This is a genomic window from Allobosea sp. 2RAB26 (genome assembly GCF_052115465.1).
Lineage (GTDB): Bacteria > Pseudomonadota > Alphaproteobacteria > Rhizobiales > Beijerinckiaceae > Allobosea.
On record NZ_JBFRGS010000006.1, the window covers coordinates 185411 to 210177 of the forward strand.

At 65.9% G+C, this 24767-nt stretch carries 29 protein-coding genes; 10 read left to right on the forward strand and 19 right to left on the reverse strand.

Translation table 11 applies throughout. The features are described from left to right. The first annotated feature begins 4 nt into the window (after positions 1-4). Complete coding sequence (locus AB4118_RS13350; RefSeq protein WP_441490182.1) at positions 5-1123, forward strand: ABC transporter permease; 1119 nt, start codon at positions 5-7, stop codon at positions 1121-1123. 110 nt (positions 1124-1233) lie between these two features. On the opposite strand, the gene nagA is transcribed toward AB4118_RS13350, so the two are convergent. The 5 genes from nagA to AB4118_RS13375 form a co-directional block, all read right to left on the reverse strand. Further along, complete coding sequence (gene nagA, locus AB4118_RS13355) at positions 1234-2346, reverse strand: N-acetylglucosamine-6-phosphate deacetylase (protein WP_441490183.1); 1113 nt, start codon at positions 2344-2346, stop codon at positions 1234-1236. Beyond that, positions 2346-3377, reverse strand: coding sequence for an SIS domain-containing protein (locus AB4118_RS13360; RefSeq protein ID WP_441490184.1), 1032 nt, complete (start codon positions 3375-3377; stop codon positions 2346-2348). The genes nagA and AB4118_RS13360 overlap by 1 nt, the downstream gene beginning before the upstream one ends. Next, the gene (locus AB4118_RS13365) at positions 3374-4207 is read right to left on the reverse strand and encodes a GntR family transcriptional regulator (protein WP_441490185.1); all 834 of its coding nucleotides are present in this window, start codon (positions 4205-4207) and stop codon (positions 3374-3376) included. The genes AB4118_RS13360 and AB4118_RS13365 overlap by 4 nt, the downstream gene beginning before the upstream one ends. After that, on the reverse strand, positions 4204-5130 hold the full coding sequence (locus tag AB4118_RS13370) for an N-acetylmuramic acid 6-phosphate etherase (protein ID WP_441490186.1): 927 nt from the start codon (positions 5128-5130) through the stop codon (positions 4204-4206). Before AB4118_RS13370 ends, AB4118_RS13365 begins: the two co-directional genes overlap by 4 nt. Before the next feature lie 300 nt (positions 5131-5430). Further along, on the reverse strand, positions 5431-6534 hold the full coding sequence (locus AB4118_RS13375; protein ID WP_441490187.1) for an anhydro-N-acetylmuramic acid kinase: 1104 nt from the start codon (positions 6532-6534) through the stop codon (positions 5431-5433). 153 nt (positions 6535-6687) lie between these two features. On the opposite strand from AB4118_RS13375, the gene AB4118_RS13380 reads away from it, so the two are divergent. From AB4118_RS13380 to AB4118_RS13405, 6 genes are read left to right on the forward strand one after another with little or no spacing between them, the layout of a single operon-like run. Further along, positions 6688-8217, forward strand: a complete 1530-nt coding sequence (locus AB4118_RS13380; protein WP_441490188.1) for an ABC transporter substrate-binding protein — start codon at positions 6688-6690, stop codon at positions 8215-8217. Between the two features lie 17 nt (positions 8218-8234). Then, a complete protein-coding gene (locus AB4118_RS13385) occupies positions 8235-9185 on the forward strand; it encodes an ABC transporter permease (protein WP_441490189.1) in 951 nt (316 codons plus the stop codon). Further along, a complete protein-coding gene (locus AB4118_RS13390; protein ID WP_441490190.1) occupies positions 9185-10003 on the forward strand; it encodes an ABC transporter permease in 819 nt (272 codons plus the stop codon). The genes AB4118_RS13385 and AB4118_RS13390 overlap by 1 nt, the downstream gene beginning before the upstream one ends. Next, positions 10000-10449, forward strand: a complete 450-nt coding sequence (locus tag AB4118_RS13395; protein WP_441490191.1) for a GNAT family N-acetyltransferase — start codon at positions 10000-10002, stop codon at positions 10447-10449. The genes AB4118_RS13390 and AB4118_RS13395 overlap by 4 nt, the downstream gene beginning before the upstream one ends. Then, positions 10449-11708 carry a UDP-N-acetylglucosamine 1-carboxyvinyltransferase gene (gene murA / locus AB4118_RS13400; protein ID WP_441490192.1) on the forward strand — a complete coding sequence of 420 codons (1260 nt, stop codon included), beginning with the start codon at positions 10449-10451 and terminating at the stop codon, positions 11706-11708. The genes AB4118_RS13395 and murA overlap by 1 nt, the downstream gene beginning before the upstream one ends. Next, positions 11705-12586 carry a glucosamine kinase nucleotide-binding domain-containing protein gene (locus tag AB4118_RS13405; protein WP_441490193.1) on the forward strand — a complete coding sequence of 294 codons (882 nt, stop codon included), beginning with the start codon at positions 11705-11707 and terminating at the stop codon, positions 12584-12586. Before murA ends, AB4118_RS13405 begins: the two co-directional genes overlap by 4 nt. On the opposite strand, the gene AB4118_RS13410 is transcribed toward AB4118_RS13405, so the two are convergent. The 8 genes from AB4118_RS13410 to epmA form a co-directional block, all read right to left on the reverse strand. Then, positions 12571-12879, reverse strand: coding sequence for a DUF1330 domain-containing protein (locus tag AB4118_RS13410; protein WP_441490194.1), 309 nt, complete (start codon positions 12877-12879; stop codon positions 12571-12573). The genes AB4118_RS13405 and AB4118_RS13410 overlap by 16 nt on opposite strands. 3 nt (positions 12880-12882) lie before the next feature. After that, positions 12883-13170, reverse strand: coding sequence for a DUF1330 domain-containing protein (locus AB4118_RS13415; RefSeq protein ID WP_069877716.1), 288 nt, complete (start codon positions 13168-13170; stop codon positions 12883-12885). A gap of 41 nt (positions 13171-13211) precedes the next feature. Next, positions 13212-13919 (reverse strand): orotidine-5'-phosphate decarboxylase, encoded by a 708-nt coding sequence (gene pyrF, locus AB4118_RS13420; protein ID WP_441490195.1) that lies wholly within the window; start codon positions 13917-13919, stop codon positions 13212-13214. Then, the gene (locus AB4118_RS13425) at positions 13916-14500 is read right to left on the reverse strand and encodes a histidine phosphatase family protein (RefSeq protein WP_441490494.1); all 585 of its coding nucleotides are present in this window, start codon (positions 14498-14500) and stop codon (positions 13916-13918) included. The genes pyrF and AB4118_RS13425 overlap by 4 nt, the downstream gene beginning before the upstream one ends. Before the next feature lie 25 nt (positions 14501-14525). Further along, the gene (locus AB4118_RS13430; protein ID WP_441490196.1) at positions 14526-15284 is read right to left on the reverse strand and encodes a hypothetical protein; all 759 of its coding nucleotides are present in this window, start codon (positions 15282-15284) and stop codon (positions 14526-14528) included. Between the two features lie 70 nt (positions 15285-15354). Continuing rightward, positions 15355-15999 carry a DsbA family oxidoreductase gene (locus AB4118_RS13435; RefSeq protein ID WP_441490197.1) on the reverse strand — a complete coding sequence of 215 codons (645 nt, stop codon included), beginning with the start codon at positions 15997-15999 and terminating at the stop codon, positions 15355-15357. Between the two features lie 32 nt (positions 16000-16031). Continuing rightward, positions 16032-17084: a lysine-2,3-aminomutase-like protein gene (locus AB4118_RS13440; RefSeq protein ID WP_441490198.1), complete on the reverse strand. Its 1053-nt coding sequence runs from the start codon at positions 17082-17084 to the stop codon at positions 16032-16034. Further along, on the reverse strand, positions 17081-18145 hold the full coding sequence (epmA, locus tag AB4118_RS13445) for an EF-P lysine aminoacylase EpmA (protein ID WP_441490199.1): 1065 nt from the start codon (positions 18143-18145) through the stop codon (positions 17081-17083). Before epmA ends, AB4118_RS13440 begins: the two co-directional genes overlap by 4 nt. Before the next feature lie 91 nt (positions 18146-18236). Between epmA and efp the strand changes: the two genes are divergently transcribed. From efp to AB4118_RS13460, 3 genes are all read left to right on the forward strand, one after another. Further along, the gene (gene efp, locus AB4118_RS13450; RefSeq protein ID WP_441490200.1) at positions 18237-18830 is read left to right on the forward strand and encodes an elongation factor P; all 594 of its coding nucleotides are present in this window, start codon (positions 18237-18239) and stop codon (positions 18828-18830) included. A 94-nt stretch (positions 18831-18924) separates the two neighbouring features. Next, positions 18925-19443: a DUF1993 domain-containing protein gene (locus AB4118_RS13455; protein WP_441490201.1), complete on the forward strand. Its 519-nt coding sequence runs from the start codon at positions 18925-18927 to the stop codon at positions 19441-19443. Between the two features lie 7 nt (positions 19444-19450). Further along, on the forward strand, positions 19451-19936 hold the full coding sequence (locus AB4118_RS13460) for a GNAT family N-acetyltransferase (protein ID WP_441490202.1): 486 nt from the start codon (positions 19451-19453) through the stop codon (positions 19934-19936). Between the two features lie 182 nt (positions 19937-20118). Here the strand turns inward: AB4118_RS13460 and AB4118_RS13465 are convergent, their stop codons facing one another. The 6 genes from AB4118_RS13465 to hpf form a co-directional block, all read right to left on the reverse strand. Next, positions 20119-20730 (reverse strand): LysE family translocator, encoded by a 612-nt coding sequence (locus AB4118_RS13465; RefSeq protein WP_441490203.1) that lies wholly within the window; start codon positions 20728-20730, stop codon positions 20119-20121. A gap of 110 nt (positions 20731-20840) precedes the next feature. Beyond that, positions 20841-21497 (reverse strand): MBL fold metallo-hydrolase, encoded by a 657-nt coding sequence (locus AB4118_RS13470; protein WP_441490204.1) that lies wholly within the window; start codon positions 21495-21497, stop codon positions 20841-20843. A gap of 36 nt (positions 21498-21533) precedes the next feature. Beyond that, entirely contained in the window at positions 21534-21872 is a 339-nt protein-coding gene (locus tag AB4118_RS13475) for a hypothetical protein (protein ID WP_441490205.1), read from the reverse strand. Then, positions 21869-23485 (reverse strand): fumarate hydratase, encoded by a 1617-nt coding sequence (locus AB4118_RS13480; protein WP_441490206.1) that lies wholly within the window; start codon positions 23483-23485, stop codon positions 21869-21871. Before AB4118_RS13480 ends, AB4118_RS13475 begins: the two co-directional genes overlap by 4 nt. Positions 23486-23600: 115 nt before the next feature. Then, positions 23601-24062, reverse strand: a complete 462-nt coding sequence (ptsN, locus tag AB4118_RS13485; RefSeq protein WP_069882210.1) for a PTS IIA-like nitrogen regulatory protein PtsN — start codon at positions 24060-24062, stop codon at positions 23601-23603. An 85-nt stretch (positions 24063-24147) separates the two neighbouring features. After that, positions 24148-24735, reverse strand: a complete 588-nt coding sequence (gene hpf / locus AB4118_RS13490; protein ID WP_113514942.1) for a ribosome hibernation-promoting factor, HPF/YfiA family — start codon at positions 24733-24735, stop codon at positions 24148-24150. Between the last annotated feature and the right edge of the window lie 32 nt (positions 24736-24767).

Below are 24767 nucleotides of genomic sequence, written 5' to 3' on the forward strand. Positions count from 1 at the left end.
GGCCATGCTCGACACGCTGCTGCGCATCCTCGCCCTGATCCGCAAGGAACTACTCGCGATCCTGAAGGATCCGAAGAGCCGCATATCCCTGATCGCCCCACCGGTCCTGCAGTGCCTGATCTTCGGCTATGCCGCGACCTATGACCTCAACAACGTGTCCTATGCACTGCTCGACCACGATCGAAGCGCCGTCTCGCGCGCACTGATCGCGCGCCTGGACGGTTCCGGCACCTTCACGCGGGTCGCCACGCTCGACGTCGAGCGCCAGATCGCCGACATCATCAACGACCAGCGCGCCTTGCTGGTGATCACCATTCCCTACGATTTCGAGCGCGGTCTGCAGGCGGGGACCGCGCCCGCCGTGCAAGTCATCGCCGACGGTCGCAACTCAAACACCGCGGGTACCGCCCAAACCTATGTCAGCCAGATCGTCACCGGCTTTGGAGCCGACTGGCAGAGTTCGCACGGCCAGCCCGGCCCACCCGTTCGCATGACCACACGGGCCTGGTACAACCCCACCCTCGAAACGCGCTGGTACATGGTTCCGGCCCTGATCGGCACCATCACCATGATGATGACGATGATGCTGACTGCGATGTCGGTGGCGCGAGAGCGCGAGGAAGGCACATTCGATCAGTTGCTGGTGACGCCGTTCCGGCCCTCGGAGATCATGGTCGGCAAGGCGGTCCCCGCCATGCTGATCGGGCTCACCCAGTCGACGCTGATCCTGCTTGTGGCGCAGCTCTGGTTCCAGATCCCGTTCTCCGGCAGTTTTGCGATGCTCTATCTCGGCCTCTTCCTGTTCCTCGCGGCATCGGTCGGGATCGGCCTCTTCATCTCGTCCATCGCGGGCAATATGCAGCAGGCAATGATCGGCTCATTCGTGCTGCTGATGCCCTTCATGCTGCTCTCGGGCCTGACGGCTCCGATCGGCAACATGCCCGAGATCCTGCAGTACTTCACCCTGATCAACCCGCTGCGCTACGCCATCAGCATCACGCATCAGATCTATCTGGAGGGCGCCGGAATCAGGCAGCTCTTGCCGGAGATGCTGGCGCTCATTGCCATTGCCGCCGTGACCCTGCCCTTCGCCGCCTGGATGTTCAGGAACAGGCTCACCTGAGCCGATGGCGCCAACCATCGGCCCGAAAAGTGGATTGCGATCGTCGGGGAAGCCGACGCGATCACAGAAGGCCAAGCCCTCCGGCAGGATACGATATCCGCTCTGCAGAACTAACCGCCGGTGCGCAGCACGGAGAATTCCGCCCGCCGCCCCGGCGCGATCCGGCCATGGCTGGTGGACAGGCCGAGATAGGCCGCAGGCGTTGCGCTCGCCATCGCCAAGGCTTGCTCAAGCGTCGCGCCGCCGTGCCGATAGGCATTGAGAATCGCGGCATTCATGTCGAGATGAGCGCCTGCGAGGCGGCCCTCGGCATTGACGAGCCGGCCGCCGCTGACATGAATCGTCTCGCCGAAGAGTTCGAAGGCATCCCTGTCGGCGCCGATCGTCGCCATCGCGTCGGTGACAAGCATCATCCTGTCCGGCCCGATCGCGCGAAACGCAGCCTGAAAGGACGGCCAGGCGACATGGTGCCCGTCCGCGATGATGCCCGCGGTCAACCCCATGCCCGACATCACCGAACCGACCACGCCCGGCTCGCGCGAGCCGAGCTGCGACATGGCGTTGAACAAATGGGTGGCACCGCTCAGGCCCTCGGCATGGGCCGCCGCCATCTCAGCCGCGCTCGCGTTGGAATGGCCCGCGCAGACCTTGACGCCACGCGCGACCAGCGCGCGGATGAAGCCGGAAGGCACGCATTCGGGCGCGAGCGTCACCAGTGTCACGCCAGCGGCGCCGAGCGACGCCAACAGATCGATATCCTCCGGCTCGGGCCGCAGGAGATTGGCGACCAGATGCGCACCACGACGCTCGGGATTGATGAAGGGGCCCTCGATGTGGATGCCAAGAACGCCCGGCACAGCTCGCGCAATCGCTTCGCGTGCAGCTGCGATGGCCTTCGCGATATCTGCCCTGCTGGCGCTGATGAGGGTTGGCAGCAGGAACCGCGTGCCGAAGCGGGCATGGGCAGCGCTGATCGCAGCGATGCCGTCGCAGCTCAGTGTATCGTTCAGCATGACGCCGCCACCGCCATTGACCTGAACATCGATGAAGCCCGGCGCGAGCACGCCGTTATCCGGCAGTTCCTCGATCACGCAGTGCGGCTGCGCGCTTGACGGCAGCATCTCGGTGACGATCCCGTCCTCGGCGACGACGAGGCGATCCGGCCAGATCCGCTCGCCATCGAACAGGCGCCGCGCGCGCCAGCCCTGCCGCCGCGCTGCCATCACAGCGTCTCCGTGACCTTGACCAGCCCCGGTGGGCGATCGACATCGCGGCCAAGCCGCACCGCCTCGGCTTCCAGCGCGCGATAGACAGGCACCAAGAGCGCGATCGCGTCGAGCACCGGGTCGCCGGCTGCCAGTCCCGGGAGTGTCGGACGCGGTCCGCATCCCGAGAAGATCGACGCCCCCTCGCGACGAAGCGTCGCCAGGGCCTCCTCGATGCTCTCCGAAACCTCGCCACCGGCATTGAGGCCGAGGATCGGATGCTCGCTCCGGATCGCGGCCTTGGGTCCGTGCAGGACTTCCGCGGCGCTGAACGCCAGCACGGGCACGCCCAGGACCTCGGCCGCCTTGAGCGCGGCCTCGCGCGCCGGGCCCAGCGTCAGACCGCGCCCGATGACGAAGCCGGCAGGCGCATCGGAGAGCCGGCGCGCCCAGGCCGACCAGTCGAGGGTGAGCGCCTGGGCAAGACGTTCCGGAGCCGATTGCGCAGATGTCGCGAGTGCAGCGTCCCTGCTCAGACGCGCGACCAGCAGCATGCCGACCAGCATCGTGTTCACAACGGTCTTGGTTGCGGCCACGGCGAGCTCGGGACCCGCCGCGATCGGGATGACATGGCGGCAGGCCCGAGCGGCAGGGGAATCGGGATCATTGACGATCGCGACCGTTTGCGCCCCGGCCGCTGTCGCCTGCTCGGCCGCCGCCACCAGATCGGGGCTGCGGCCAGACTGCGAGATCAGGATATAGAGCGCCTCCTTGAGACGCGGGCTTCCGCCATAGCGCGTCACCACCGAAGGGGCCGCAGCAGCAGAACTCAAGCCCAGGCGGGTCTCGATGAGATAGCGCAGATGCGTGCCTGCATGGCCGGAACTGCCCCGGCCGCTGACGACGACATGGCTGGTGCGCGACATCTGCAGCGCATCGGCGACGCGCGCAATCTCGCCTTGCCCCTCCTGCAGAAGCCGCGCCGCGGCCTGGGGGATTTCAGTGATCTCGGCCGACATGCGGGAGGGGTTTCGATCCTGCAGTGTCACGGTTGCGGCCCCATCGCTTCGCCCTTCAAGGTCGCGACAAAATCATAGCGATCGCCGCGATAGGCGGAGAGCGTGAACTCGACCGGCTTGCCATTGCCGAGAAACGCACGGCGCTCGATCCTGAGCAGTGCGCTGCCTGCCGGAATGCCGAGATGCTTTGCCTCATCCGCCGTCGCGAGGCCGGCATGGATGCGCTGCACGCCATGGGCAGGTGCTGCCCCCCTCTGGGCGAGCGCGGCGTAGAGCGAGGTTTCGATCAGATCCGGCGACGGCAGGATGGTGGCCGGCACGACGGCGCATTCGATCGCCAGCGGCTCTCCATCCGCCGTTCTGACCCGGATCAACCGGACGACAGCGTCGCTCGGCCCGAGACCCAGCGCCATCGATTCCTGCGGCTTCGGCCGCGCCAGCTCCTTCGACAGCCAGATCGAACCCGGCCGGCCGCCGCGGTTCTCGATATCGGTCGAGAAACTCGCCAGGACCGAGAGCGGCTGCTCCATACGCGAGGCGACAAAGGTGCCCGAGCCATGCCGTCGCGACAACGCGCCGCTGCGAATGAGCTCGTCGATGGCATTGCGCACGGTGACCCGGGCATAACCGGTCAGCTGGGCGAGATCGCGCTCGGACGGAACGGCATCGCCGGGAAGGAAGACCTCGGTCTCGATCAGCCGGGACAGAGCGCCGGCGAGCCTGAGATAGCGTGGCGTCGGGTCGTCTCCGGCGAGCGCCTGAAGGATCGCCTGCTGCTTGGCCGGCATCGCTTCGGGGGCAGCGTCGGACGCACCCTCGCGCGGACGCCGCGGACCGCGCCCGGGTGAGGTTTCGCTCACGGGGCCGCCCTGGGAGGCGCCTTGGCCAGGTCGTTCGTCCCGACGCCGAGATCGAACAGGGCCAGGCGCAGATTGCCGTGATGGCGAGCGAGCAACGTCTCGGCAAAGGCAGCCTCGGCGCCGCTTGCAAGCAGCACGGCGCGCTTCACATCGCCGCCGGCGCGGTCGAGATGGCGGGCGGCGGCCTCCATGCCGCATCCGGTGATCATCTCGACCATCTGCGCCGCCCGCAGCCGGAGCTTGGCATTGGTCGCGCGCATATGGACCATCAGGCCGCGATAGACCCGGCCGAGACGAATCATCAGCAGCGTCGAGAACAGGTTGAGCACGATCTTCTGGGCGGTTCCGGCCTTCATCCGGGTCGAGCCGGCAACGACCTCTTCCCCGGTTTCGGTGAGGATGCCGAGATCCGCCGTGCGCAGCAGTGCCGAGCCGCGGTTATTGGCGACGCCGATGGTCAGGGCGCCACGCGCCTTGGCTTCCCCGATGGCAGCGAGCGTGTAAGGCGTGCGGCCGCTGGCAGCGAGACCGATCACGACGTCGTTCGGCCCGACATCGGTGCGGCGCATCGCGCCCGCGCCGTCATCGACCGAATCCTCGGCATTCTCGACGGCGTGGAGGATCGCCTCGTCGCCGCCAGCGATGGCGAAGGCCAACCGCTCTTCCGGCCAGTCGAAGGTCGGGGTCAGTTCCGCGCCGTCCTGCACGCCGATGCGGCCCGAGGTGCCGGCACCTGCATAGATCAGGCGGCCACCGGCCTCGAGGCGCGGCACGGCCGCGGCAACGGCTTCCGCAATCGCCGGCAAGGACGACGCGATGGTGGCGACCGCTGCAAGCTGGCCTTCGTAAAGCGCCTTGAGGATGTCGAGGTCGCCCCAGGCATCAAGTTCTCGAAAGCGCGCGCTGACGTCTTCAGTCGCCATGGATAGCCCCTCGTGACCAGACCAAAATAAGTCCACTTTAGCCCAGTAGCAAGCGAGGAACCGACAGGGAAGAGTTGTTTCGTCTGGAAGCCTCGCGGCCTCGACCAGCACCCCTCGTTTTGCTGGGTTGTCGGACCAACCGCGCCGACCCGATTCTCGCTTCACAACGGCAAGGCAAGCCAGCCGATCGCACCGCGGCGGGCCAATTCATCTTTGGGCCGCGCCGCCAAAGGTCGGATTGCGGATGCTGCGATGCGGGGCCCGGCGCTGGCTGCCCGAAGCGCGCCGCCGACGCGAAGACTAGCTCGGCAGGTTGAGCCGCCCGCCGGTCAGCGGTTCCGGCACCCCGGTCGTGCCGGGCAGGCTGAGCGGCAGGCTCTTGACCGAGCGGATCGCGAGATAACCGAAGGTCTGCGCCTCGATGACATCGCCAGCCCAGCCAGCAGCCTCGACGGGCTCCACCGGTACGCCGAGGCGCTCATGCAACCTCGCCATGAAATGGCTGTTCAGGCGACCGCCGCCCGTGACCAGCCAGCGTCTCGGCGCCTTCGGCACATGGCGCAGCGCGGCGACCACGCTTTCCACCGTAAAGGCGGCGAGGGTTGCGGCGCCATCGGCGTCGGAGAGAGCTTCCACGCCCTTGGCGCGGCGATGAAAATCATTGCGGTCCAGAGATTTCGGCGCAGGGCGTTCGAAGAACGGATTCGTCATGAAGTCGGCCACGAGATCCTCGTGCACCTGCCCGCTCGCCGCCAGTGCCCCGCCGGCATCGTATTCACGACCCAACCGCCGCAAGACGAAATCGTCAAGGATCGCGCTGGCCGGACCGGTGTCGAAAGCGATCACGTCGTCGCCGTCGATATAGGTGACATTGCCGACGCCGCCGAGGTTCAGCACCATCACGGGCTGCTCCAGCCCCTGCGCCAGCGCACGGTGATAGAGCGGCGCGAAGGGAGCCCCCTCGCCGCCCGCCGCAACGTCAGCGTAGCGGAAGCGATCGACGGTCGGGACGCCAAGCGCTCTTGCAACCGCCGGCCCGTCGATGAGCTGGCGGGTGAAGCGGATTTCCGGCCGGTGATAGACGGTCTGGCCATGCAGGCCGACGAGGTCGATGCTTTGCGGATCGAGCGCCTGTTCGGCCATGAAGCGCCTGACCGCATCGAGATGGGCGGCGGTGACAGCCGCCTCCAGCTCGAGCAGCGGTTCCTTGACCGCTCGTTCGGCCTCGGCAATCAGAGCCTGAAGTTCACGCCGCGTCTGTGCTGGATAAGGGTAGGAAGCGCCGGCGCCGAAGCGGAGCGTCTCGCGGCCATCGCTCTCGACGATGGAGACGTCGATCGCGTCCATCGACGTGCCGCTGATCACGCCGATCGCGGTCAGTGTCTGCTTGGCCAGATCGCGCATCTTCCGTTCCCTAATGCCCGTGGCAAGCTTCAAGGCTTGCACTGGCTCTAGGCGATCGGCTAAGCGTTGTCCAGATTGGTCCCTAAGTGGTCCATATGCGAAACTGATCGCACGAGCGCCCTAGAATGCGCCGTCTGCCGGGAGGGATGGGCCATGTATCGCGCCATGAAGCAGGGTTCGGGACGATGCCGCGCGTTGCGCAGCAGCATCGCTGCCAGCGCCTTCGCGTTGATCGCCGGTGCTGCGTCCGCCCAGGTGCTCGAGGTCGCCGTCGAGGCTTCACCTGCAGGGCTCGATCCCCATATCGTCACAGCCTTCGCCTCGTCGCAGCTCGTGCTCGGCCCGATCTATGAAGGACTGACCGCGCTCGACAAGGACCTCAACATCATTCCCGGCCTGGCCGAGTCCTGGACCGCATCCGCCGACGGCAAGACCGTGACGTTCAAGCTCCGCTCCGGCGTGACCTTCCATGACGGCAAGCCGATGGAAGCGGAAGACGCCGCCTCGTCCTTGCGGCGGGTGCTCTCGAAGGATGTCGGCTCGCCGCTCGCGAGCCGCCTCGGAGCGCTGGAAAGCGCAACGGCCGTCGACGCGACCACGCTCAAGCTCAAGCTCAAGGAGCCGTCGGCCCCGTTGCTCGCATCATTGACCGGCATCGCGATCGTCCCACGCGGGCTCGAGGGCAACAAGGACGCGCTGCAGCGCGCGCCGATGGGCACCGGCCCGTTCAAGTTCGAGGAATGGCAGCCGAACGGCTTCATCCGACTCGCCAAGCATGCCGGCTACTGGAATGCGGCCGAGGTGAAGCTTGCAGGCGTCAAGTTCAACTTCGTTCCCGAAGCGGCCACGCGCCAGGTCGGAATCGGCAATGGCCAGTTCGCACTGCTGCCGCATATCGATGCAGCCACCGCGCTTCAGCTCAAGGGCAAGCCCAATGTGGCGATCCGCGAGACGATGGAGCTCGCCTACACGCTGATCGGCATGAACGTCTCCAAGCCGCCCTTCGACAATCCGAAGGTGCGCGAGGCGCTGAACTACGCCCTGAACCGCAAGGAAATCATCGACGCAGCGCTGTTCGGCAGCGGCGCCCCGGCTGCCCCGCTGCCTCCCGTTCTGAAGGACTGGGCGGTCGATGTGAAGGACCTGCCCTGCTACACGCATGATCCGGCCAAGGCCCAGGCGCTGCTCAAGGAAGCCGGCATCGCCACGCCGATCTCGGTCAGCATGACGATCCTGCCGCGGCAGGACATCCGCGACATCGCCCAGGTCGTGCAGCAGCAGCTCGGCAAGGCCGGCTTCAAGGTGGAGCTGAAGAACCCCGAGCTGGGCCAGTTCGTACAGGACTGGCGCAACTCGAATTTCGACCTCTTCGCCTCGACCAATGCCGGCAGCATCGAGCCCGACGATTATTTCTACCGCGCGTTCCGCACGGGAGGATCGACCAACGTCTTCAAGTACAGCAACCCCGAGCTCGATGCGCTGCTCGACAAGGGCCGCGCGACGCTCGACAAGCCAGCACGGCAGGCGGCGTATCGTGACGCGCAAAAGATCCTAGGTTGCTCGGGCCCGGCGGCCCATATCGCCTATCCCACCCTGTTCAGCGCCGTGCGCGGCAACCTGCAGGGCTATGACATCTACGCCAACCGCTCGCTGGTCTCGCTCGGCCGCGCCAGCCTGCGCTGATCCGGCACGGTTGAGGCATGCTCCGCCATCTGCTCCAGCGCTGCCTCGACCTCGCGATCGTGCTCTTCGGAATCTCCGTGATCGTCTTCATGATGATCCGGCTGATCCCGGGCGATGCGGTCGCGATCATGCTCGGCGCCAATACCGAAGTGACGCCAGAACGCGTTGCGGCGATGCGCAGCGAACTCGGGCTCGACCGGCCGCTGCTCGAGCAATATCTGAGCTGGCTCGGGCGAGCGCTCCACGGTGACTTCGGCACCTCGATCTGGACCGGCCGGCCGGTGCTCCAGGAAATCACGACCCAGATCTGGCCGACCCTGCAGCTCACCGTGCTGGCGCTCGTCATCGGCGCCGGCCTCGCTGTGCCCGTCGGTTGCCTGATGGCGCATTGGCGCGGCGGACGGGCTGATCTCGTCCTGCGCATCGGAGCGATCGCCGGGCTCACCATCCCGTCCTTCTGGCTCGGCATCGTCATGCTGATCACCGTGGCAAGCCTGGCCCCAAGCTTCGCCTCGCTCGGCTATGTCCCGTTCAGCGAGGACCCGCTCGGCAACCTGCAGCGGCTGCTGCTGCCGGCGATCGCGCTGGCATTGCCGATCCTTGCCAATCTGTCGCGCCTTGTCCGCACGGCGATGCTCGACGCACTCAGCCAGGATTATATCCGCACGGCCCGCGCCAAGGGGCTTTCGGAGACCGCGGTGCTCTACCGGCATGCGCTCCGCAACGCGCTCATTCCCTTCGTCACCAGCGTCGGCATCATGACGGGCTATCTGCTTGGGGGCGCCATCGTGGTCGAGCAGGTCTTCTCGATTCCGGGCCTCGGGCGGCTGATCCTCGGCGGCATCGCCGAGCGGAACTACCCGCTGGTCCAGGCCACCATCCTCATCGTCACCGTCGGCTTCGTGCTGGTGAACGCCCTGGTCGATCTCGCCTATGCGCTGATCGACCCAAGGCTCAGGACTACGTGATGAGCCAGAGCCGCCGCATCGCCATTGCTGCAGGCATCATCGTCACGCTGCAGATCGCGCTGGCGCTCGCCGCCCCCCTGATTGCGCCCTATGACCCGCTCGCCCAGGACATCGTCGCCCGCCTGAAGGGGCCGAGCCTCGCGCATTGGCTTGGCACCGATCATCTCGGCCGCGATATCCTGGCGCGCATCCTCTATGGCTACCGCACCGCCCTGATCGCCTGCGGCATCGCCGTCGGCCTCGCGCTGCTCGTCGGGGGCGGCCTCGGCCTGCTCGCCGCCTTCTATCGCGGCTGGTGCGAGCGCATCGTGATGCGGCTGATGGACATCCTCTTCGCCTTTCCCGTGATGCTGCTCGCCATCGGCATCATCGCCATGCTCGGGCCGCGAACGGAAAGCGCCGCCATCGCGATTGCGGTCGTCTATGTGCCGATCTTCGCACGGCTGATCCGTGGCCCGGCCCTCGTTCTGGTCGAGAGCGACTTCGTCGCCGGCATCCGCTCGATCGGCGCCTCGGACCTGCGCATCATGCTGCGCCATATCCTGCCCAATCTGGCCTCCGTGATCCTGGTCCAGACCTCGTTGCTGCTGTCGGCCGCCATCCTGGTCGAGGCCTCGCTCTCCTTCCTCGGCCTCGGTACCCAGCCGCCGACGCCCTCGCTCGGGCTGATGCTGGCGGAAGGGCGCAATTTCGTGCTGCTCTCGCCCTGGAACGCGATCTTCGCCGGGCTCGGCATCCTCTTCCTCTCGCTCGGCTTCAACCTGCTCGGCGACGCGCTCCGCGATGAACTCGATCCCCGTCTGCGGGGCCGGTCGTGATCATCCGCAAGGCAGAGCCTGGCGATATCGCTCCGGCGGCAGCCATCCTTGCGCAAGCCTATCAGACCAGCTTCCGTCCCATCATCGGCGATGCGGCGTCGACCTATGACGTTGCGCATTTCGAGGCCCGGTTCGAACGGGACCTGGAGCATCTCACAGTCCTGGACGATGGCGGCGTCAGAGGCGTCCTGCTGCTGCTCGACGGTCATGTCATCATGCTCTTCGTGGCCGAGACCGGCCGCCGCCATGGAGCAGCCCTGCTCTCCCATGCCGAGGCGAATGGCGCCTGCTCGCTCGAGGTCTTCGCGGCCAATATGGGCGCGCGACGCTTCTATGAGCGGGCTGGCTGGCATCGAGCCAGCGAGTACAGCCGCGATTTCGCCGGCGCGGAGCACCGCTTCCTGCGCTATGAGAAGTCCCCCGAACGCGCGCAAGAGGGCCCCTGATGGACAAGCTCCTGATCCGCGGTGGCCAGCGGCTGTCCGGAACCGTCGATATCCGCGGCGCCAAGAATGCCGCCTTGCCCGCCTTTGCAGCCGCGCTCCTCTCCGACAAGCCACTGACCCTGCGCAACCTGCCTGATGTGGTCGATATCGGGACAATGCAGGCCCTGCTGGAAGGGTACGGCGTCAGCTTCTCCGGGCGCGCGGCGGATGCGCTGACGCTCAACGCCAGCGAAGCCGCGCCGCGGGATGCGAGCTATGACATCGTCCGCAAGATGCGCGCGACCATTCTGGTGTTGGGGCCGCTGATCGCCCGCTTCGGCCATGCCCGCGTCTCCCTGCCCGGCGGCTGCGCGATCGGTGCACGCCCGGTCGACCTTCACCTGAAGGCGCTCGAGGCCCTCGGCGCCGAAATCAGCGTCGCCGGCGGCTATATCGAGGCAAATGCTCCCGCCGGTCTGCGCGGCGCGCGCATCGTCTTTCCCTTCTCCTCGGTCGGAGCCACCGAAACCGCCTTGCTGGCGGCGAGCCTTGCCAGCGGCGAAACCGAGATCGTCAACGCGGCGAAGGAACCGGAGGTCCTCGACCTCGCCCGTTGCCTCGTCGCAATGGGCGTAAGGATCGAGGGCATCGGCAGCCATCGCCTGCAGGTCCAGGGCGCCCAGAGCTTCAGGCCAGCGACATATGAGATCGTCGCCGACCGCATCGAGGCAGGCACCTATGCGGTTGCGGCCGCGATCACCGGCGGAGAACTCGAACTGGTCGGCGCACGGCTCGAACATCTCGCAGCCGTCGGCGAAGCGCTCGAAGCCGCCGGCGTCAGACTCTGGCCGACCGATCGCGGGCTGATGGTGTCGCGGCCGGGCCGTCTCACCGGCATCGACATCATGACCCAGGCCTATCCCGGGTTCTCGACCGATCTGCAGGCGCAGTTCATGGCGCTGATGAGCGTGGCGGACGGTACCTCGCTGATCCGCGAAACGGTGTTCGAGAACCGCTTCATGCATGTCCCGGAGCTGGTCCGGCTCGGCGCCGACATCACGCTGAAGGGTACCAGCGCCATGGTGCGCGGCGTCGAAGCGCTCAAGGCGGCGCCGGTCATGGCGACCGACCTGCGCGCCTCGGTCAGCCTCGTGCTCGCAGGGCTCGCTGCCGAGGGCGAGACCGTGGTCAGCCGCATCTACCATCTCGACCGCGGATATGAGGCTCTCGACCGCAAGCTCAGGCGCTGCGGCGCCGATATCGAACGGGTCGGCGCATGAGCGCTGTGGCCGATCTGTATCTTGGTGTCGATGGCGGCGGCACTGGCTGCCGCTGCCGGCTCGAGACCGCCCAGGGAGAGGTGCTCGGCTCGGGCATCGCGGGGCCGGCCTCGCTCCGTCTCGGTCTGGAGGCCTCGCTTGCCGCGGTGATGCAGGCAGCGCGCGGCGCGATGAGCGAGGCTGGCCTCAGCGAGGATCAGTTCAGTCGGGTCCGCGCCGGAATCTGCCTTGCCGGCATCGGCCGCAAGGGCATGCAGGAGGAGCTTGCAGGCTGGACAAGCCCCTTCGCCGTCACAGTCTTCGAGAGCGATGGGCTCGGCGCCTGCCTTGGCGCCCATGCCGGTGAGGACGGTGGGATCATCATCATCGGCACTGGCTCGATCGGCCTCGCCCGCGTCGACGGACGCGAGATTCGGATTGGCGGCTACGGCTTCCCGGTCGGTGACGAGGGCAGCGGCGCCGATCTCGGCCTTGCCGCCATTCGCGTCTCGCTGCGTGCCCATGACGGCCGGGAGCCGCAAACGCGCTTCACGACGGACGTCCTCGCCAGGTTCCAGGGCGATCCGTTCGAGGTCATCGCCTGGATGGACAAGGCCCACGCCACGGATTACGCGACGCTCGCGCCCCTGGTGCTGCGCCATGCGGACCTCGGCGACTCGCATGCCCGGGCCATCATGCAGAATGGCGCGGCCCTGATCGACGCCATGGTGCGCACCTTGTTCGAGCGCGAGGTGCCACGCGTTGCGCTGATCGGCGGCCTGTCCTCCGCGATGGAGGCCTGGCTTGCGCCCGATGTCAGGCGCAGGCTCTCCGCCGTCAGAGGCGATGCGATTGCAGGCGCGCTATCGCTGGTGCGGAGGCATCACGCGCCGGGCTGAGGCCCGTCATAGCCCCCGATGATGACGAGGTCGGACTGACCCGCCTGCGCCAGATGCTTGGTCGCCTCCTGGTATTCAGGCGACTCGTAGCAGGCGCGCGCCGTTGCCTCGTCCTTGAACTCGATGACGACGTTGTGCTTGCGCCCCTCGCCGCGCGCGAGTTTGTACTCGCCGCCACGCACCAGGAACTTCGCGCCGAATTTGGCGAAGGCGATGGCATTCAGGGTGCGATACCTGGCGTATGCCTCCGGATCCTCGACATCGACGCGGGCGACCCAATATCCCTTCGCCATGGCTCAGAGCCCTTCCACGACAACGAGATCGATCTCGCCAGCGCCTTCGCGCTCCTTGCGGGCCGCGGCATATTCCGGCGAATTCGCATAGGCCTTGGCCGTCTCGAAATCCTTGAATTCGATGACGACGTTGCGGGCCCGGCCCTCGCCTTCGGCCACCGTCATCTGGCCGCCACGCACGATCGGCGTACCGCCATACTGCTTGATCACCTCGGAGGCCTTGGCGGCGTAGACCGCCCAGAGCGTCGCGTTGGAGACCATGGCGCGACCGATGACATATCCCTTGGGCATTTCCAGCTTCCGTTCTTTGGTTGAAACCTGATCCGGCCAGACTACGAAGCCGCGGCGATCTCGTCCATGATCGCGGCAGCCGCCGCACGCGGGTCAGCCGCGCGGATAATGGGGCGCCCGATGACGAGATAGTCGGCGCCGACGCGGATCGCCTCGCCGGGCGTCAGGGTCCGCTTCTGGTCGCCGGCGGCACTTCCCGCGGGGCGAATGCCGGGCGTCACGATGACCATGTCGGGACCAATGATGTCGCGCACGATCTCGGTCTCGGCGGCGGAGCAGACGATGCCGTCGATGCCCGCGCTGCGGGCCTGCTGGGCACGCAGGCGCACGAGATCGCGCACGGCGAGGCCGTAGCCGGCATCGCGCAGATCGCCATCATCGTAGGAGGTGAGCGCGGTGACGGCGAGCAGCTTCAGATCGGAGTCGGCCCGCCCCTCGACCGCGCCGCGCATGGTCTGCGGATAGGCGTGGACGGTGAGGAAGGTGACGCCGAGCTTGGTCAGGGAATCGACTCCCTCGGTGACCGTGTTGCCGATGTCGTGCAGCTTGAGGTCGAGAAAGACCTTCTTGCCCTCCGAGATCAGTTGACGGGACAGGTCGAGCCCGCCGGCAAAGGCGAGTCGGTAGCCGATCTTGTAGAAGCTCGCCCCATCGCCCAGCTCGGACACGATGCGGTAGGCGTCCCAGATCGTCGGCACGTCGAGCGCCACGATCATGCGGTCACGAAGATCGTTGATCTTGGCGGTCATGACGCTGCGAACTCCTCAATCGATTGCCAGCCGTGCTGCACGATTCGCGTCGTTACGTCGAATGCGAAGAGATTGCCACCGCCTGCGGGCTGATCGCGCAGGCGCTTGATCGGCCAGCCAGACGTAGCGCAGAGCAGCAAGGTGCCGACCCCGCCATGGCCGACGAGCAGAATGTCGCCATCCCCCGCCGCGGCCAGTACGGCCTCTGTTTCCCGAACGATCCGCGACTGCGCATCGAGCGCACGCTCCCAGCCGCGAACGCTCAGCTCGGGATTGGCGAAGAACTCGTCGGCCACCTTCTCGAATTCCGACGGCGGCAGGAACCCCGTGGCCGACCGATCGTTCTCGTGCATGGCCTCGCGGATCTCGACGGGGAGGCCGAGCTGCTCCGCGACGCATTCCGCCGTCTCGATCGCCTTGCGCTCGGCCGACGAGACGATGAGCCGGGTTCCGACGAGCCCAGGCGCAGCCGCGAAGGCCAGGGCCCGTGCCCGGCCGATATCCGACAGCCCCCAATCGGGCACAGGCACGGCTGGATCAATCTTGACCTGGGGGTGGCTGAGGTAGCGGACGACACCCATCACATCGGACCTTCGCACATGAACATCACTTCAAAGCCAGCACGAACATGATGGCGATCAGCGCAATCAGCAGATTCATCATCCAGCGATTGAGCACGGTCATCTGGCGCAGCTTGCGGAACTCGATACCGTCCTCCGGGTCTTCACCCGCAGCTCCAGTGGGATGGACAGCAAGCACCGGATGCGGCTCTTCCTGCCTGCGCCCGCGCTGAGACCAGCTCAGGCTCTGCACCAGCCCCTTGGCACTGCCACTCGTGCGACCGTCCGCCTCGATACCGAGATACCAGGTCACAGGGCCGCCGGCCGGCGGATCACGATCGGCATCGCTGATCCAGAGATTGGTCGCCGCCGAGATCGAGATGGCATCGACCTGGCCCGCCTGCAGATCGCTCTTCAATTCGGCATAGACCGGTGCGGAGACGAAAAGATCGGCCGAAAAGGCCCCGGCATGCGGAGCATCCGCTTCGTCGTCAAAACCCAGCCTGAGCAGCATCTTGCCTTCGCCGGTTTCAGGAAGGGCCCGTATGCTCAGCGCGACGTGCTGAGCACGGTCCGCAAATCCGGCACGCCCGAGCCAATCGCGCCCCAGGGAGCCAAAGCCGCGAAGCCTGGCAACGGAGCCGAGCGAACCGTTCTGGCTGGCATAGCCTGAGATCACATCGAGCGGCCCCGTTTCAAGAAGGAGGTGCCGGGCCGGGCTCTGCACGAACGCATTGCGCTCGCCCTCGATCGTCAATCGGCCGTCCGCAGTCGTAACGGCCCGTGTCGTCGCGTCCGATCTCATCTCGACTCTGCCCCCCGCCGGCCCCTTCTAGACCAGCGCGGAGGCAAACGAAAACCGGAGATATTCTCGCTCACGCCGTCTCGCGCGCAAGCTGGGCAAAGACCTTGGTCCAGACATCCGGCGTCTGCGCGCCCGAAACCGCGAGCTTGCCGTCGACAATGAAGAAAGGCACCCCGGTCACCCCGACTTTCTGGGCGTGGGCCTCGAGGCCGATGATCGTCTCACGCAATTCATCATTGGTGAGTTCGTCGCGAGCCGCATTCTCCTCGAACCCGAGTTCGGTCGCGATCGCCACCAGCGTCTCCAGATCGCCGATATCTCGCCCATCCTGGAAATAGGCCTTGAACAGGGCTGCCTTCATCTCGCTGCCGCGCTGCACGGTGGACGCGGCCGCGATCAGCATATGGGCCATGCGGGTATTGGGCGTACGTGTGACCTTCGACCAGTTGAATGTCACACCGCTTTCGAGCGCCGCTTCCGAGAGCCTGATCTCGATTTCCTTGCGCTTGCCGGGCCCGAACTTGGCATCGAGATAGCTCGCCCGGTCCGCACCTTCCGCGGGCATGTCCGGATTGAGTTCATAGGGCAGCCAGGTGATGGCGACGCGGTCGGTCAGGCCGTGATTGGCCAGCGCCGTCTCGAGCCGCGCCTTGCCGATGAAGCACCACGGGCAGACCACATCCGACACGATGGCGATGGGCATTTTCTCTTGCATGATCGCTCCTTGGCGATGCGCCGCGCTGGTACTCAAGCTGGCGGGTAGGAATGCTGCGTACCGAAACGGTCTTCAGCCTGCGCCTCGGCGCCCGGCATCTCGCAGCCCGAAAGGAAGGATGGACCGACCGGAATCTTGCCGGCTCCTCCGGGAATGTCGAGGATATAGGTTGGCTGGCACAGGCCCGAAAGATGGCCTCGCAGGCTTTTGACGAGCGCCTGTCCCTCCGCCAGAGACAGCCGGAAATGGGAGGTGCCCGGTGCGAGATCCGGATGGTGCAGGTAATAGGGCTTCACCCGGTTCTCGACGAAGGCGCGCATGAGCGCAGCCAAGGTCTCGATATCGGCATTGACGCCCCTGAGCAGCACGCTCTGGCTGAGCAGGACATGGCCGGCATCGGCGAGGCGCGCGATCGCGGCAAGCGCCGCCGGCGTGAATTCGCGCGGATGGTTGGCATGAATGGCGATGTAGCTCGCCTTGCCGGGCACGCGCAGGGCGCGGGCGTAATCGGCCGTGATCCGCTCGGGATCGACCACCGGCACGCGCGTATGCCAGCGCGTCACCTTGATATGCGGGATCGCCGCCAGCCGCTTGGCGACCTCGCGCACGCGGCGCGCCGACAGGATGAACGGATCGCCCCCCGTCATGATGACTTCCCAGATCTCCGGCCGCGAGGCGAGATAGGCCAGCGCCGCGTCGAGCTTCTCTCCGGCAAGCGAGGCGCCACCGGGGCCGACCATCTCGCGCCGGAAGCAGAAGCGGCAATAGACCGGGCAAGCATGGACGAGCTTCAGCAGCGCGCGGTCGGGATACCGATGAACCACCCCCTCGACCGGCGAATGCACGTCGTCCCCGATCGGGTCCGCCATTTCCTGCGGCAAGGTCAGCAGTTCCGCCGCATCGGGGATGAACTGACGCGCGATCGGATCGGCCGCATCGGACGGGTCGATCAATGCCGCGATCGCGGGAGTGACGGAGACGGCGTAACGTTCGGCAACCGCATCCAGCGCCTCACGCCGCGCCGGCACGACAAGCCCCTGCGCCACAAGCGCGTCGATGCTGCGAAGAGGGGTATGGGCGGTCATCGGCGTGTCCTGCCCGGTTCGGCTACCGGCGTCCAGAGCACGTCCTCGATCCGGCGCGCACCGGTGCACAGCATCACCAGCCGATCGAAGCCGAGCGCGATGCCGGAGGCCGGAGGCATCGCATCCAGCGCTGTGAGGAAATCCTCATCGAGCGGGTAGCGTTCGCCATAGATGCGCTGCTTCTCGTCCATGTCCGCCTCGAACCGCCGACGCTGTTCGGCCGGGTCCGTCAGTTCGCCAAAGGCATTCGCAAGCTCGACACCACAGGCATAGAGCTCGAAACGCTCGGCGACACGCGGATCGCCCGGCTTCGGCCGCGCCAAGGCCGCCTCCGAGATCGGGTATTCGCAAAGGATGGTGGCGCAACCGCGACCAAGATGCGGCTCGATCTTCTCCGAGAGAACCCGGCTGAAAATGTCAGACCAGCTGTCGTCCCCAGCAAGCCGGATATTGGCAGCCAGCGCAGCTGCGGCGAGAGCCTCTCGATCGGTCGCCCCGTTCTCCGCGATGGTCGCGAGCAGGTCGATGCCGGCATATCGGACAAAGGCATCATGCAGGGTCAGGCGCTCGGGTTCGGCGAAAGGATCGGCGACCAGCCCCCGCCAGTGCAGCTGACTTGCGCCAGCGGTGCGGGCCGCCTCGGCCAGCAGAGCCGCGGCATCGGCCATCAGCGCGTCGTAATCCTCGCCGGCGCGGTACCATTCCAGCATGGTGAATTCGGGATGGTGCAGCGCCGTGCGCTCGCGATTGCGGAACACCCGGGCGAAATCGAAGATACGGCTTTCGCCGGCCGCCAGCAGCTTCTTGGCCGCGAATTCCGGGGACGTGTGCAGGTAATAGGGATGCACGCCCTCGGCATCGTCGATCAGCGCGGTCGCGAAGCCGTGCAGATGTGTCTCGTTGCCCGGCGAGACCTGCAGGATCGCCGCCTCGACCTCGATGAAGTCGCGCGCCTCGAACCAGCGCCTCAGCGCTGCCTTGATGCGTCCGCGCGCCAGCAATGCGGGCCGGCGGTCGGCATGAATGTCCCGCCGCCACCAGGGCGGATGTCCCTCGACCATCGAACCTCGGTTAAGAATCTCTGCAAGCTTCCGTTTCGCCCGCGAATGCGGTAGTTCCGCGGCGACGAAATCCGCATAGCGCGCGCGCTCGATGCGCACCAGCAAGGAAACTCACGTGGTCAAGGTCATCGCCAGCTCCGTTCGCAAGGGCAACGTTCTCGAACTCGACGGGCATCTCTGCTCCGTCATCTCGGCTGAGAGCTTCTTTCCCGGCAAGGGCACCCCGACGACGCAGATCGACATGCGCCGCATCTCCGACGGCGTGAAGATGACGCAGCGCTACAAGACGACCGAGCAGGTCGAGCGCGCCTATGTCGAAGACCGGGATTTCACCTATCTCTACCAGGACGGCGAACAATACGTCTTCATGAACCCCGAGACCTTCGACCAGATCCATGTCGACAACTCCGTGGTCGGCGACACGGCGCCCTATCTGCAGGAAGGCATGAAGGTCTCTCTCTCGGTCTTCGAGGACAAGGCTGTCGCAATCGAGCTGCCGCAGCGCGTCACGGTCGAGGTTGCCGAGACCGAGCCGGTGACCAAGGGTCAGACTGCCTCGTCCTCCTACAAGCCCGCGATCCTGACCAACGGCGTGCGCACCGCCGTGCCGCCCCACATCGGACCCGGCACCCGCATCGTCGTGATGACGGCTGACGGCTCCTATGTCGAGCGCGCCAAGGACTGATGCAGCCCTGCCCCTGTCATCGACGGGCCAGCAGTATTATCGATAGTGGAACGGGCCCTTCCGGGCCCGTTTCGTTTTTGAGGGATCCTGCATCATGCCGATTTCCGTTCATGCCGCCGCCTTCGCGGGCATTATCCAGACCCTGAAGGCGCTCGACGCCATTCTCGACAAGGCTGTGGCGCAGGCGGAAGCCCGCAAGATCCAGCCCGAGGTCCTGCTCAACAGCCGCCTGGCGCTGGACATGCTGCCCTTCACCCGACAGATCCAGCTCACCTGCGACTTCGCCAAGAATGCTGCGGCGCGCGTGAGCGCCGGCGAGAACCCGAAATTCCCGGATGAGGAGAAGACCTTCCCGGAACTGAAGGAGCGGATCGCCAAGACGCTCGCCTTCGTGCAGAGCATCGACGATACCGCCCTCGAAAGCGGCATCGGCAAGGACGTTACCTTCCCGCGCGGTCCGCAGCAGACGGTCACGATGACGGCCGAGGCCTATCTGACCCGCTTTGCCGTGCCCAATTTCTATTTCCATGCCACCACCGCCTACGCGATCCTGCGCGAGAACGGCTTTGACATCGGCAAGCGCGACTTCCTCGCCGACGTCTTCGAGGCGTGACGCCTGTATGGCCGCGGCTGTCTCGATGAAATCGGGCGACCAGGCTACGATCGGGCGCGCGACGGCCTCGGACGCCGCCGCCATCGCCGATCTCTATATCGCCGCCCGGGCTGATGCACTGCCCTGGCTGCGCCGGGTCCATAGCGATGAGGCAGTGCGTGACTGGATCATCCATGATCGCCTGGCGCGCGGCGAGAACTGGGTTGCCCGGTTGGGCGACGAGGTTGTGGGCTTCATGGCGCTCGACGGCGACGATCTCGATCAACTCTATCTGAAGCCCGGTCACTATCGGCAAGGCTTCGGCTCACAGCTCCTCGCCAAGGCCAGGGAGCGCAGCCCACAGCGGCTGCATCTCTTCTGCTTCCAGCGCAACGCACGCGCCCGCGCCTTCTACGAGAAGCACGGCTTCAAGACCGTCGACATGAACGATGGCTGCCGAAATGTCGAAGGAGAGCCGGACATTCTCTATGAATGGCGGCCGAGCGCGTCATAAGCCCTTGAAATCGGGACAGCCCCTCCCCATTTGATGTTCACGGCGATGTCGAGGGCGTTCCACTGTCCTCCATCCCCGTTGAAGACGGCCATGAGCCGAACGTGTGACGCCGGATGTACGCGCACCCGTTCTGGACATGGCCGTTGGCGTTTCCGGGGCCTGAGGGCCCCGGGACGCAGGTTTCAGCGATCCGCCACGGCAAGCTTCGCACCGAGTGCAACGAAGGCGCCGGCAAAGATGCGCCGCATCCAGGTCATCACCTGCGGCCGGGAGATGACGTGGTTGCGGACAGACGCTGCGAACAACCCATAGACTACGAAGACCACAAAGGTCAGCAGCATGAACACGCCGCTCAGCGCGAGCATTTCCGGCATGGGATTGATCGCATCCGCGCTGACGAACTGTGGGAGGAATGCGAAGAAGAAGATCGAGAGCTTCGGATTGAGCAGGTTGACCAGAACCGCATCGATCGTCACGCGCAGTGCAGAGCGCGTGTCGACCTTCTGCTCGACCTGCAGGGCCCCGCGTTCCTGGAGCGTGTTCCAGGCCATGTAGAGCAGGTAGGCCACGCCGAGATATTTGAAGATCTGGAAGGCGAGCGCGCTCGTGTGCAGCAGCGCCGCCAGTCCCATGATCGCCGCGAGCATGTGCGGCACGATGCCGAGCGTGCACCCGAAGGCCGCGACGACGCTTGCGCGCGCGCCCCGCGAGAGGCCCGCTGCCACGGTGTAGATCATGCCCGTGCCCGGCGAGGCTACGATGATGAGGGAGGTGATCAGGAATTCGAGGCTCATGGCGGCGCTCCGTGCTGTGCCGCCAAACTAGTGAGCTACGCCCTTACGTCAATCGCTGTGGGGCGCGCTCCACAACCTGTACGAGCACCGGGCGCGGAGCGCCTGTGCCGTCAATCCTGCAGGAATGGGTTGTTCTGCCGCTCCTCACCGAGCGTACTCGCCGGCCCGTGTCCCGGCAGGAACTGGACATCGTCGCCCAGCGGCAGGAGCTTGGCCTTGATGCCGGCAATCAGCGTCTCATGGCTGCCATAGGGAAAATCGGTGCGGCCCACCGAGCCTGCGAACACCGTATCGCCCGCAAGCAGGAAATGCGCGTCCTTCTGGAAGAAGGTGACATGGCCGGGCGTATGGCCCGGCACATGCTGCACCGAAAAGGCGAGATCGCCGATCGACACCGTTTCGCCCTCGGCAAGCCAGCGCGTCGGCGTGACCGGACGGATGCCGCGCATCTCGAAGCGCAGCCCCGAAGCCGGCAGGTCGTCGAGCAGGAACTTGTCGGCCTCATGCGGACCAATGACCGGCACAGCGAGCGCATCGGCAAGATCGGCCGCACCGCCGGCATGGTCGATATGGCCATGGGTCAGCCAGATCGCGACCGGCTTGACGCCGAGTTCCTTCAGCGCGTCCTGAATGCGGTCGACATCACCACCGGGATCAACCACCGCTGCTTCCTTGGTGCGGGTGCACCAGATGACCGAGCAATTCTGCTGGAACGGCGTCACCGGCACGACGGCGACATTCAGGGGGGTGGCAGCCTGCTCGGTCATGCGATCTTTGCCTTTCCGTAAGGGGTGGGCACCTGCTCAGCGCGCCTTGCAGCGATTGGCGAGAAGCACCCGGTATTCGGAGATGGAGGTGTCCATCTGCGCGACATTCTCCTCGCGCTGCCGTCCAGCCTGGCAGGTTGCGAAGACGGAGCGCGCGCCCTGAAGATAGGTGACATGCTCGCGCCAGACGCGGCATTGCGTGGCCTGGTCGGCTGTGCCGGCAGATTGCAGGCGGGTGAGTTCACGGCGCATGCCGGCCTCGTTCTGGAAGAGATCCCGCTGGCAGTCCGCCGGAGCGCCAGCCCTCCCCTGCGCCAGGACGGGAGGCGCCGCGAGAACAAGGATCAGGGCGAGGCCAGTCGAAAGCCGCATCATCCGAGGTTCAGCTCCTTGAAGAAGTCGTTGCCCTTGTCGTCGATGACGATGAAAGCGGGGAAATCCTCGACCTCGATGCGCCAGACCGCCTCCATGCCGAGCTCCGGGTACTCCAGGATCTCGACCTTGCGGATGCAATCCTGAGCGAGACGCGCCGCCGGGCCGCCGATCGAGCCGAGATAGAAGCCGCCATGCCGGGCACAGGCCTCGCGCACCGCCGAGGAGCGGTTGCCCTTGGCGAGCATGACCATCGAGCCACCGAAGGACTGGAACTGATCGACGAAGGAATCCATGCGACCCGCCGTCGTCGGACCGAAGGAGCCGGAGGCCAAACCCTCGGGCGTCTTGGCCGGACCGGCGTAATAGACCGGATGGTTCTTGAAATAATCGGGCATGCCCTGCCCGTTCTCGAGCCGCTCACGAATCTTGGCATGGGCCGAATCGCGGGCGACGACGATGGTGCCGGTCAGCGAAAGCCGGGTCTTGACCGGGTATTTGCTGAGCGTCGCGAGGACTTCGCTCATCGGCCGGTTGAGATCGACCTTGACGACATCGCCACCGAGCGACGCGTCTTCGACCTCAGGCAGGTACTTGGCCGGATTGGTCTCGAGAGCCTCGAGGAAGATGCCGTCCCGGGTGATCTTGCCCTTGGCCTGGCGATCGGCCGAGCAGGACACGCCAAGGCCGATCGGCAGCGAGGCGCCGTGACGCGGCAGGCGGATGACGCGCACGTCATGGCAGAAATACTTGCCGCCGAACTGTGCACCGACGCCGAGCGACTGCGTCAGCCTGTGAATCTCCTCCTCCATCTCGAGATCGCGGAATGCGTGCCCCGAGGGAGACCCCTTTGTCGGAAGTTCGTCGAGATATTTGGTCGAGGCGAGCTTGACGGTCTTGAGATTCTGCTCGGCCGAGGTGCCGCCAATGACGATGGCAAGGTGATAGGGCGGGCAGGCGGCAGTGCCCAGCGTCAGGATCTTCTCCTTCAGGAACGCGATCATGCGGTCCTTGGTGAGGAGCGAGGGCGTCGCCTGGAACAGGAAGGTCTTGTTGGCCGAGCCGCCGCCCTTGGCCACGAAGAGGAATTTGTAGGCGTCCTCTCCCTCGGCATAGATATCGATCTGCGCCGGCAGGTTGGTCGCCGTGTTCTTCTCTTCGAACATGGAGAGCGGCGCGACCTGCGAATAGCGCAGATTGCGCTTGTAGTAGGCATCGGCCACGCCCTCGCCCAGCGCCGACTCATCATCGCCATCGGTCCAGACCTTGCGACCCCGCTTGCCCATGATGATCGCGGTGCCGGTGTCCTGGCACATCGGCAGCACGCCGCCAGCCGCGATATTGGCGTTCTTCAAGAGATCGTAGGCAACGAACTTGTCATTCGAGGTCGCCTCGGGATCGTCGAGGATCTTGGCGAGCTGGGCGAGATGGCCCGGCCGCAACAGATGGTTAATGTCGACGAAGGCCTGCTCGCTGAGCTGGCGAATCGCTTCGCGCGAAACGCTCAGGACCTCGCGGTCACCAATCGTCTCGACTGTGACGCCCGCGTCGCCGAGCTTGCGATAGGGGGTCTTGTCCTCGCCGAGAGGGAAGAGATCGACATGCGTGTAGGCCATGAGGAACTGGCTCCGAAACAGGATGCGCCGCGGCTACAGCATGCGGCGCCGGTCATGCCGGCGTCATAGCGGCTTGCGCCCTCCAGTCCAAGCCCAGGCTTGAACGGTTCCAGTGTCAGGCAGCCTTCGCGGCGGTCTCCGCCAGGATCGCATAGATGGCGGCCGGGTCATGGGCGCGCCGCACCTGCTCCAGCACGGCCTGATTGCGCAGGACGCGCGCGACGCGGGCAAGCGCCTTCAGATGATCAGCCCCCGCCCCTTCCGGCGCGATCAGCACGAAAATGATATCGACGGGCTGGCCGTCCAGCGCCTCGAAATCGATCGGCTTCTCGGCGCGGGCGAACAGCCCGACGAGCCGGTCGATTCCCGGCATGCGCCCGTGGGGGATCGCGATGCCGTCGCCAATCCCGGTCGAGCCAAGGCGTTCTCGTTGCAGCAGGGCCTCGAAAAGCTCGCGCTCAGGCAACCCAGTGAGCACGGAGGCGTGCTGGGACAGTTCCTGCAGCGCCTGCTTCTTGCCATTGGCCCGCAGCGGGGAGACCACGGCTGCGGGCGACAGAAGATCAGTGAGGGTCATGCGCCAGTCCATGCATGTCCCGTGCCGGGTTCTCACCCAGCGCCACGGGTCAGGAGTGATAACCGGGGCTACCGCCTGCCGGGGCTCAAGACAGCGAGGCCGGCGGGTCAATCCAGCCGATGTTGCCATCGCGGCGGCGGTATACGACGTTCATCCGCCCATTGCCAGCATGGCGGAAGATCACGACGGGCGCACCAGTGAGGTCAAGCTCGGCGACTGCATCACTAACGGTCAATTCGTGGAAGGATTTGGTCGATTCCGCCACGATAACAGGGTTGTCACCGCCAGAAACGGCCTCAGCCTCCTCGATTTCATCGTCAGGGGCCGCAATCACATAGCTGGGGATTTCCACCCCGGAGGCACGACCATTCATTGCGGATGAGCGATCCTTCAACCGCCGCTTGTACCGACGCAACCGCTTCTCAATGCGCTCCGCCATCTTGTCGAGACTCGCATACGGATCATGCGCCGTAGCGGAAGCTTCGAGTGTGATGCCGGAGGAGAGATGCAAGACCCCGTCCGTCCGGAAGGCGGTACCGTCCTTGTCGACGGTGACATGGCCCTGATATCCGCCCTCGTAATACTTGCTGAGGGCGGCGGCCACGCGCTCCTCGGCCTGGCCCCGCAGGGCCTCGCCGACATCGAGATTCTTGCCGGAGATTCGCAAGCTCATGGAGTGCTTCCCCTTCTTGTCGCCATGATCAG

Excerpts from the sequence above, each read along its gene's own strand:
- AB4118_RS13425 (WP_441490494.1), bottom strand. The coding sequence starts at position 14,500 with ATGGGTGTCGTCCGCTACCTCAGCCACCCCCAGGTCAAGATTGATCCA.
- efp (WP_441490200.1), top strand. The coding sequence starts at position 18,237 with ATGCGCACCAGCAAGGAAACTCACGTGGTCAAGGTCATCGCCAGCTCC.
- pyrF (WP_441490195.1), bottom strand. The coding sequence starts at position 13,919 with ATGACCGCCAAGATCAACGATCTTCGTGACCGCATGATCGTGGCGCTC.
- AB4118_RS13430 (WP_441490196.1), bottom strand. The coding sequence starts at position 15,284 with ATGAGATCGGACGCGACGACACGGGCCGTTACGACTGCGGACGGCCGA.
- hpf (WP_113514942.1), bottom strand. The coding sequence starts at position 24,735 with ATGAGCTTGCGAATCTCCGGCAAGAATCTCGATGTCGGCGAGGCCCTG.
- AB4118_RS13380 (WP_441490188.1), top strand. The coding sequence starts at position 6,688 with ATGTATCGCGCCATGAAGCAGGGTTCGGGACGATGCCGCGCGTTGCGC.
- AB4118_RS13440 (WP_441490198.1), bottom strand. The coding sequence starts at position 17,084 with ATGACCGCCCATACCCCTCTTCGCAGCATCGACGCGCTTGTGGCGCAG.
- epmA (WP_441490199.1), bottom strand. The coding sequence starts at position 18,145 with ATGGTCGAGGGACATCCGCCCTGGTGGCGGCGGGACATTCATGCCGAC.
- AB4118_RS13480 (WP_441490206.1), bottom strand. The coding sequence starts at position 23,485 with ATGGCCTACACGCATGTCGATCTCTTCCCTCTCGGCGAGGACAAGACC.
- AB4118_RS13435 (WP_441490197.1), bottom strand. The coding sequence starts at position 15,999 with ATGCAAGAGAAAATGCCCATCGCCATCGTGTCGGATGTGGTCTGCCCG.
- AB4118_RS13475 (WP_441490205.1), bottom strand. The coding sequence starts at position 21,872 with ATGATGCGGCTTTCGACTGGCCTCGCCCTGATCCTTGTTCTCGCGGCG.
- ptsN (WP_069882210.1), bottom strand. The coding sequence starts at position 24,062 with ATGACCCTCACTGATCTTCTGTCGCCCGCAGCCGTGGTCTCCCCGCTG.
- AB4118_RS13460 (WP_441490202.1), top strand. The coding sequence starts at position 19,451 with ATGGCCGCGGCTGTCTCGATGAAATCGGGCGACCAGGCTACGATCGGG.
- AB4118_RS13370 (WP_441490186.1), bottom strand. The coding sequence starts at position 5,130 with ATGGCGACTGAAGACGTCAGCGCGCGCTTTCGAGAACTTGATGCCTGG.
- AB4118_RS13415 (WP_069877716.1), bottom strand. The coding sequence starts at position 13,170 with ATGCCCAAGGGATATGTCATCGGTCGCGCCATGGTCTCCAACGCGACG.
- AB4118_RS13410 (WP_441490194.1), bottom strand. The coding sequence starts at position 12,879 with ATGGCGAAGGGATATTGGGTCGCCCGCGTCGATGTCGAGGATCCGGAG.
- AB4118_RS13350 (WP_441490182.1), top strand. The coding sequence starts at position 5 with ATGCTCGACACGCTGCTGCGCATCCTCGCCCTGATCCGCAAGGAACTA.
- nagA (WP_441490183.1), bottom strand. The coding sequence starts at position 2,346 with ATGGCAGCGCGGCGGCAGGGCTGGCGCGCGCGGCGCCTGTTCGATGGC.
- AB4118_RS13385 (WP_441490189.1), top strand. The coding sequence starts at position 8,235 with ATGCTCCGCCATCTGCTCCAGCGCTGCCTCGACCTCGCGATCGTGCTC.
- AB4118_RS13465 (WP_441490203.1), bottom strand. The coding sequence starts at position 20,730 with ATGAGCCTCGAATTCCTGATCACCTCCCTCATCATCGTAGCCTCGCCG.
- murA (WP_441490192.1), top strand. The coding sequence starts at position 10,449 with ATGGACAAGCTCCTGATCCGCGGTGGCCAGCGGCTGTCCGGAACCGTC.
- AB4118_RS13455 (WP_441490201.1), top strand. The coding sequence starts at position 18,925 with ATGCCGATTTCCGTTCATGCCGCCGCCTTCGCGGGCATTATCCAGACC.
- AB4118_RS13470 (WP_441490204.1), bottom strand. The coding sequence starts at position 21,497 with ATGACCGAGCAGGCTGCCACCCCCCTGAATGTCGCCGTCGTGCCGGTG.
- AB4118_RS13375 (WP_441490187.1), bottom strand. The coding sequence starts at position 6,534 with ATGCGCGATCTGGCCAAGCAGACACTGACCGCGATCGGCGTGATCAGC.
- AB4118_RS13390 (WP_441490190.1), top strand. The coding sequence starts at position 9,185 with ATGAGCCAGAGCCGCCGCATCGCCATTGCTGCAGGCATCATCGTCACG.
- AB4118_RS13405 (WP_441490193.1), top strand. The coding sequence starts at position 11,705 with ATGAGCGCTGTGGCCGATCTGTATCTTGGTGTCGATGGCGGCGGCACT.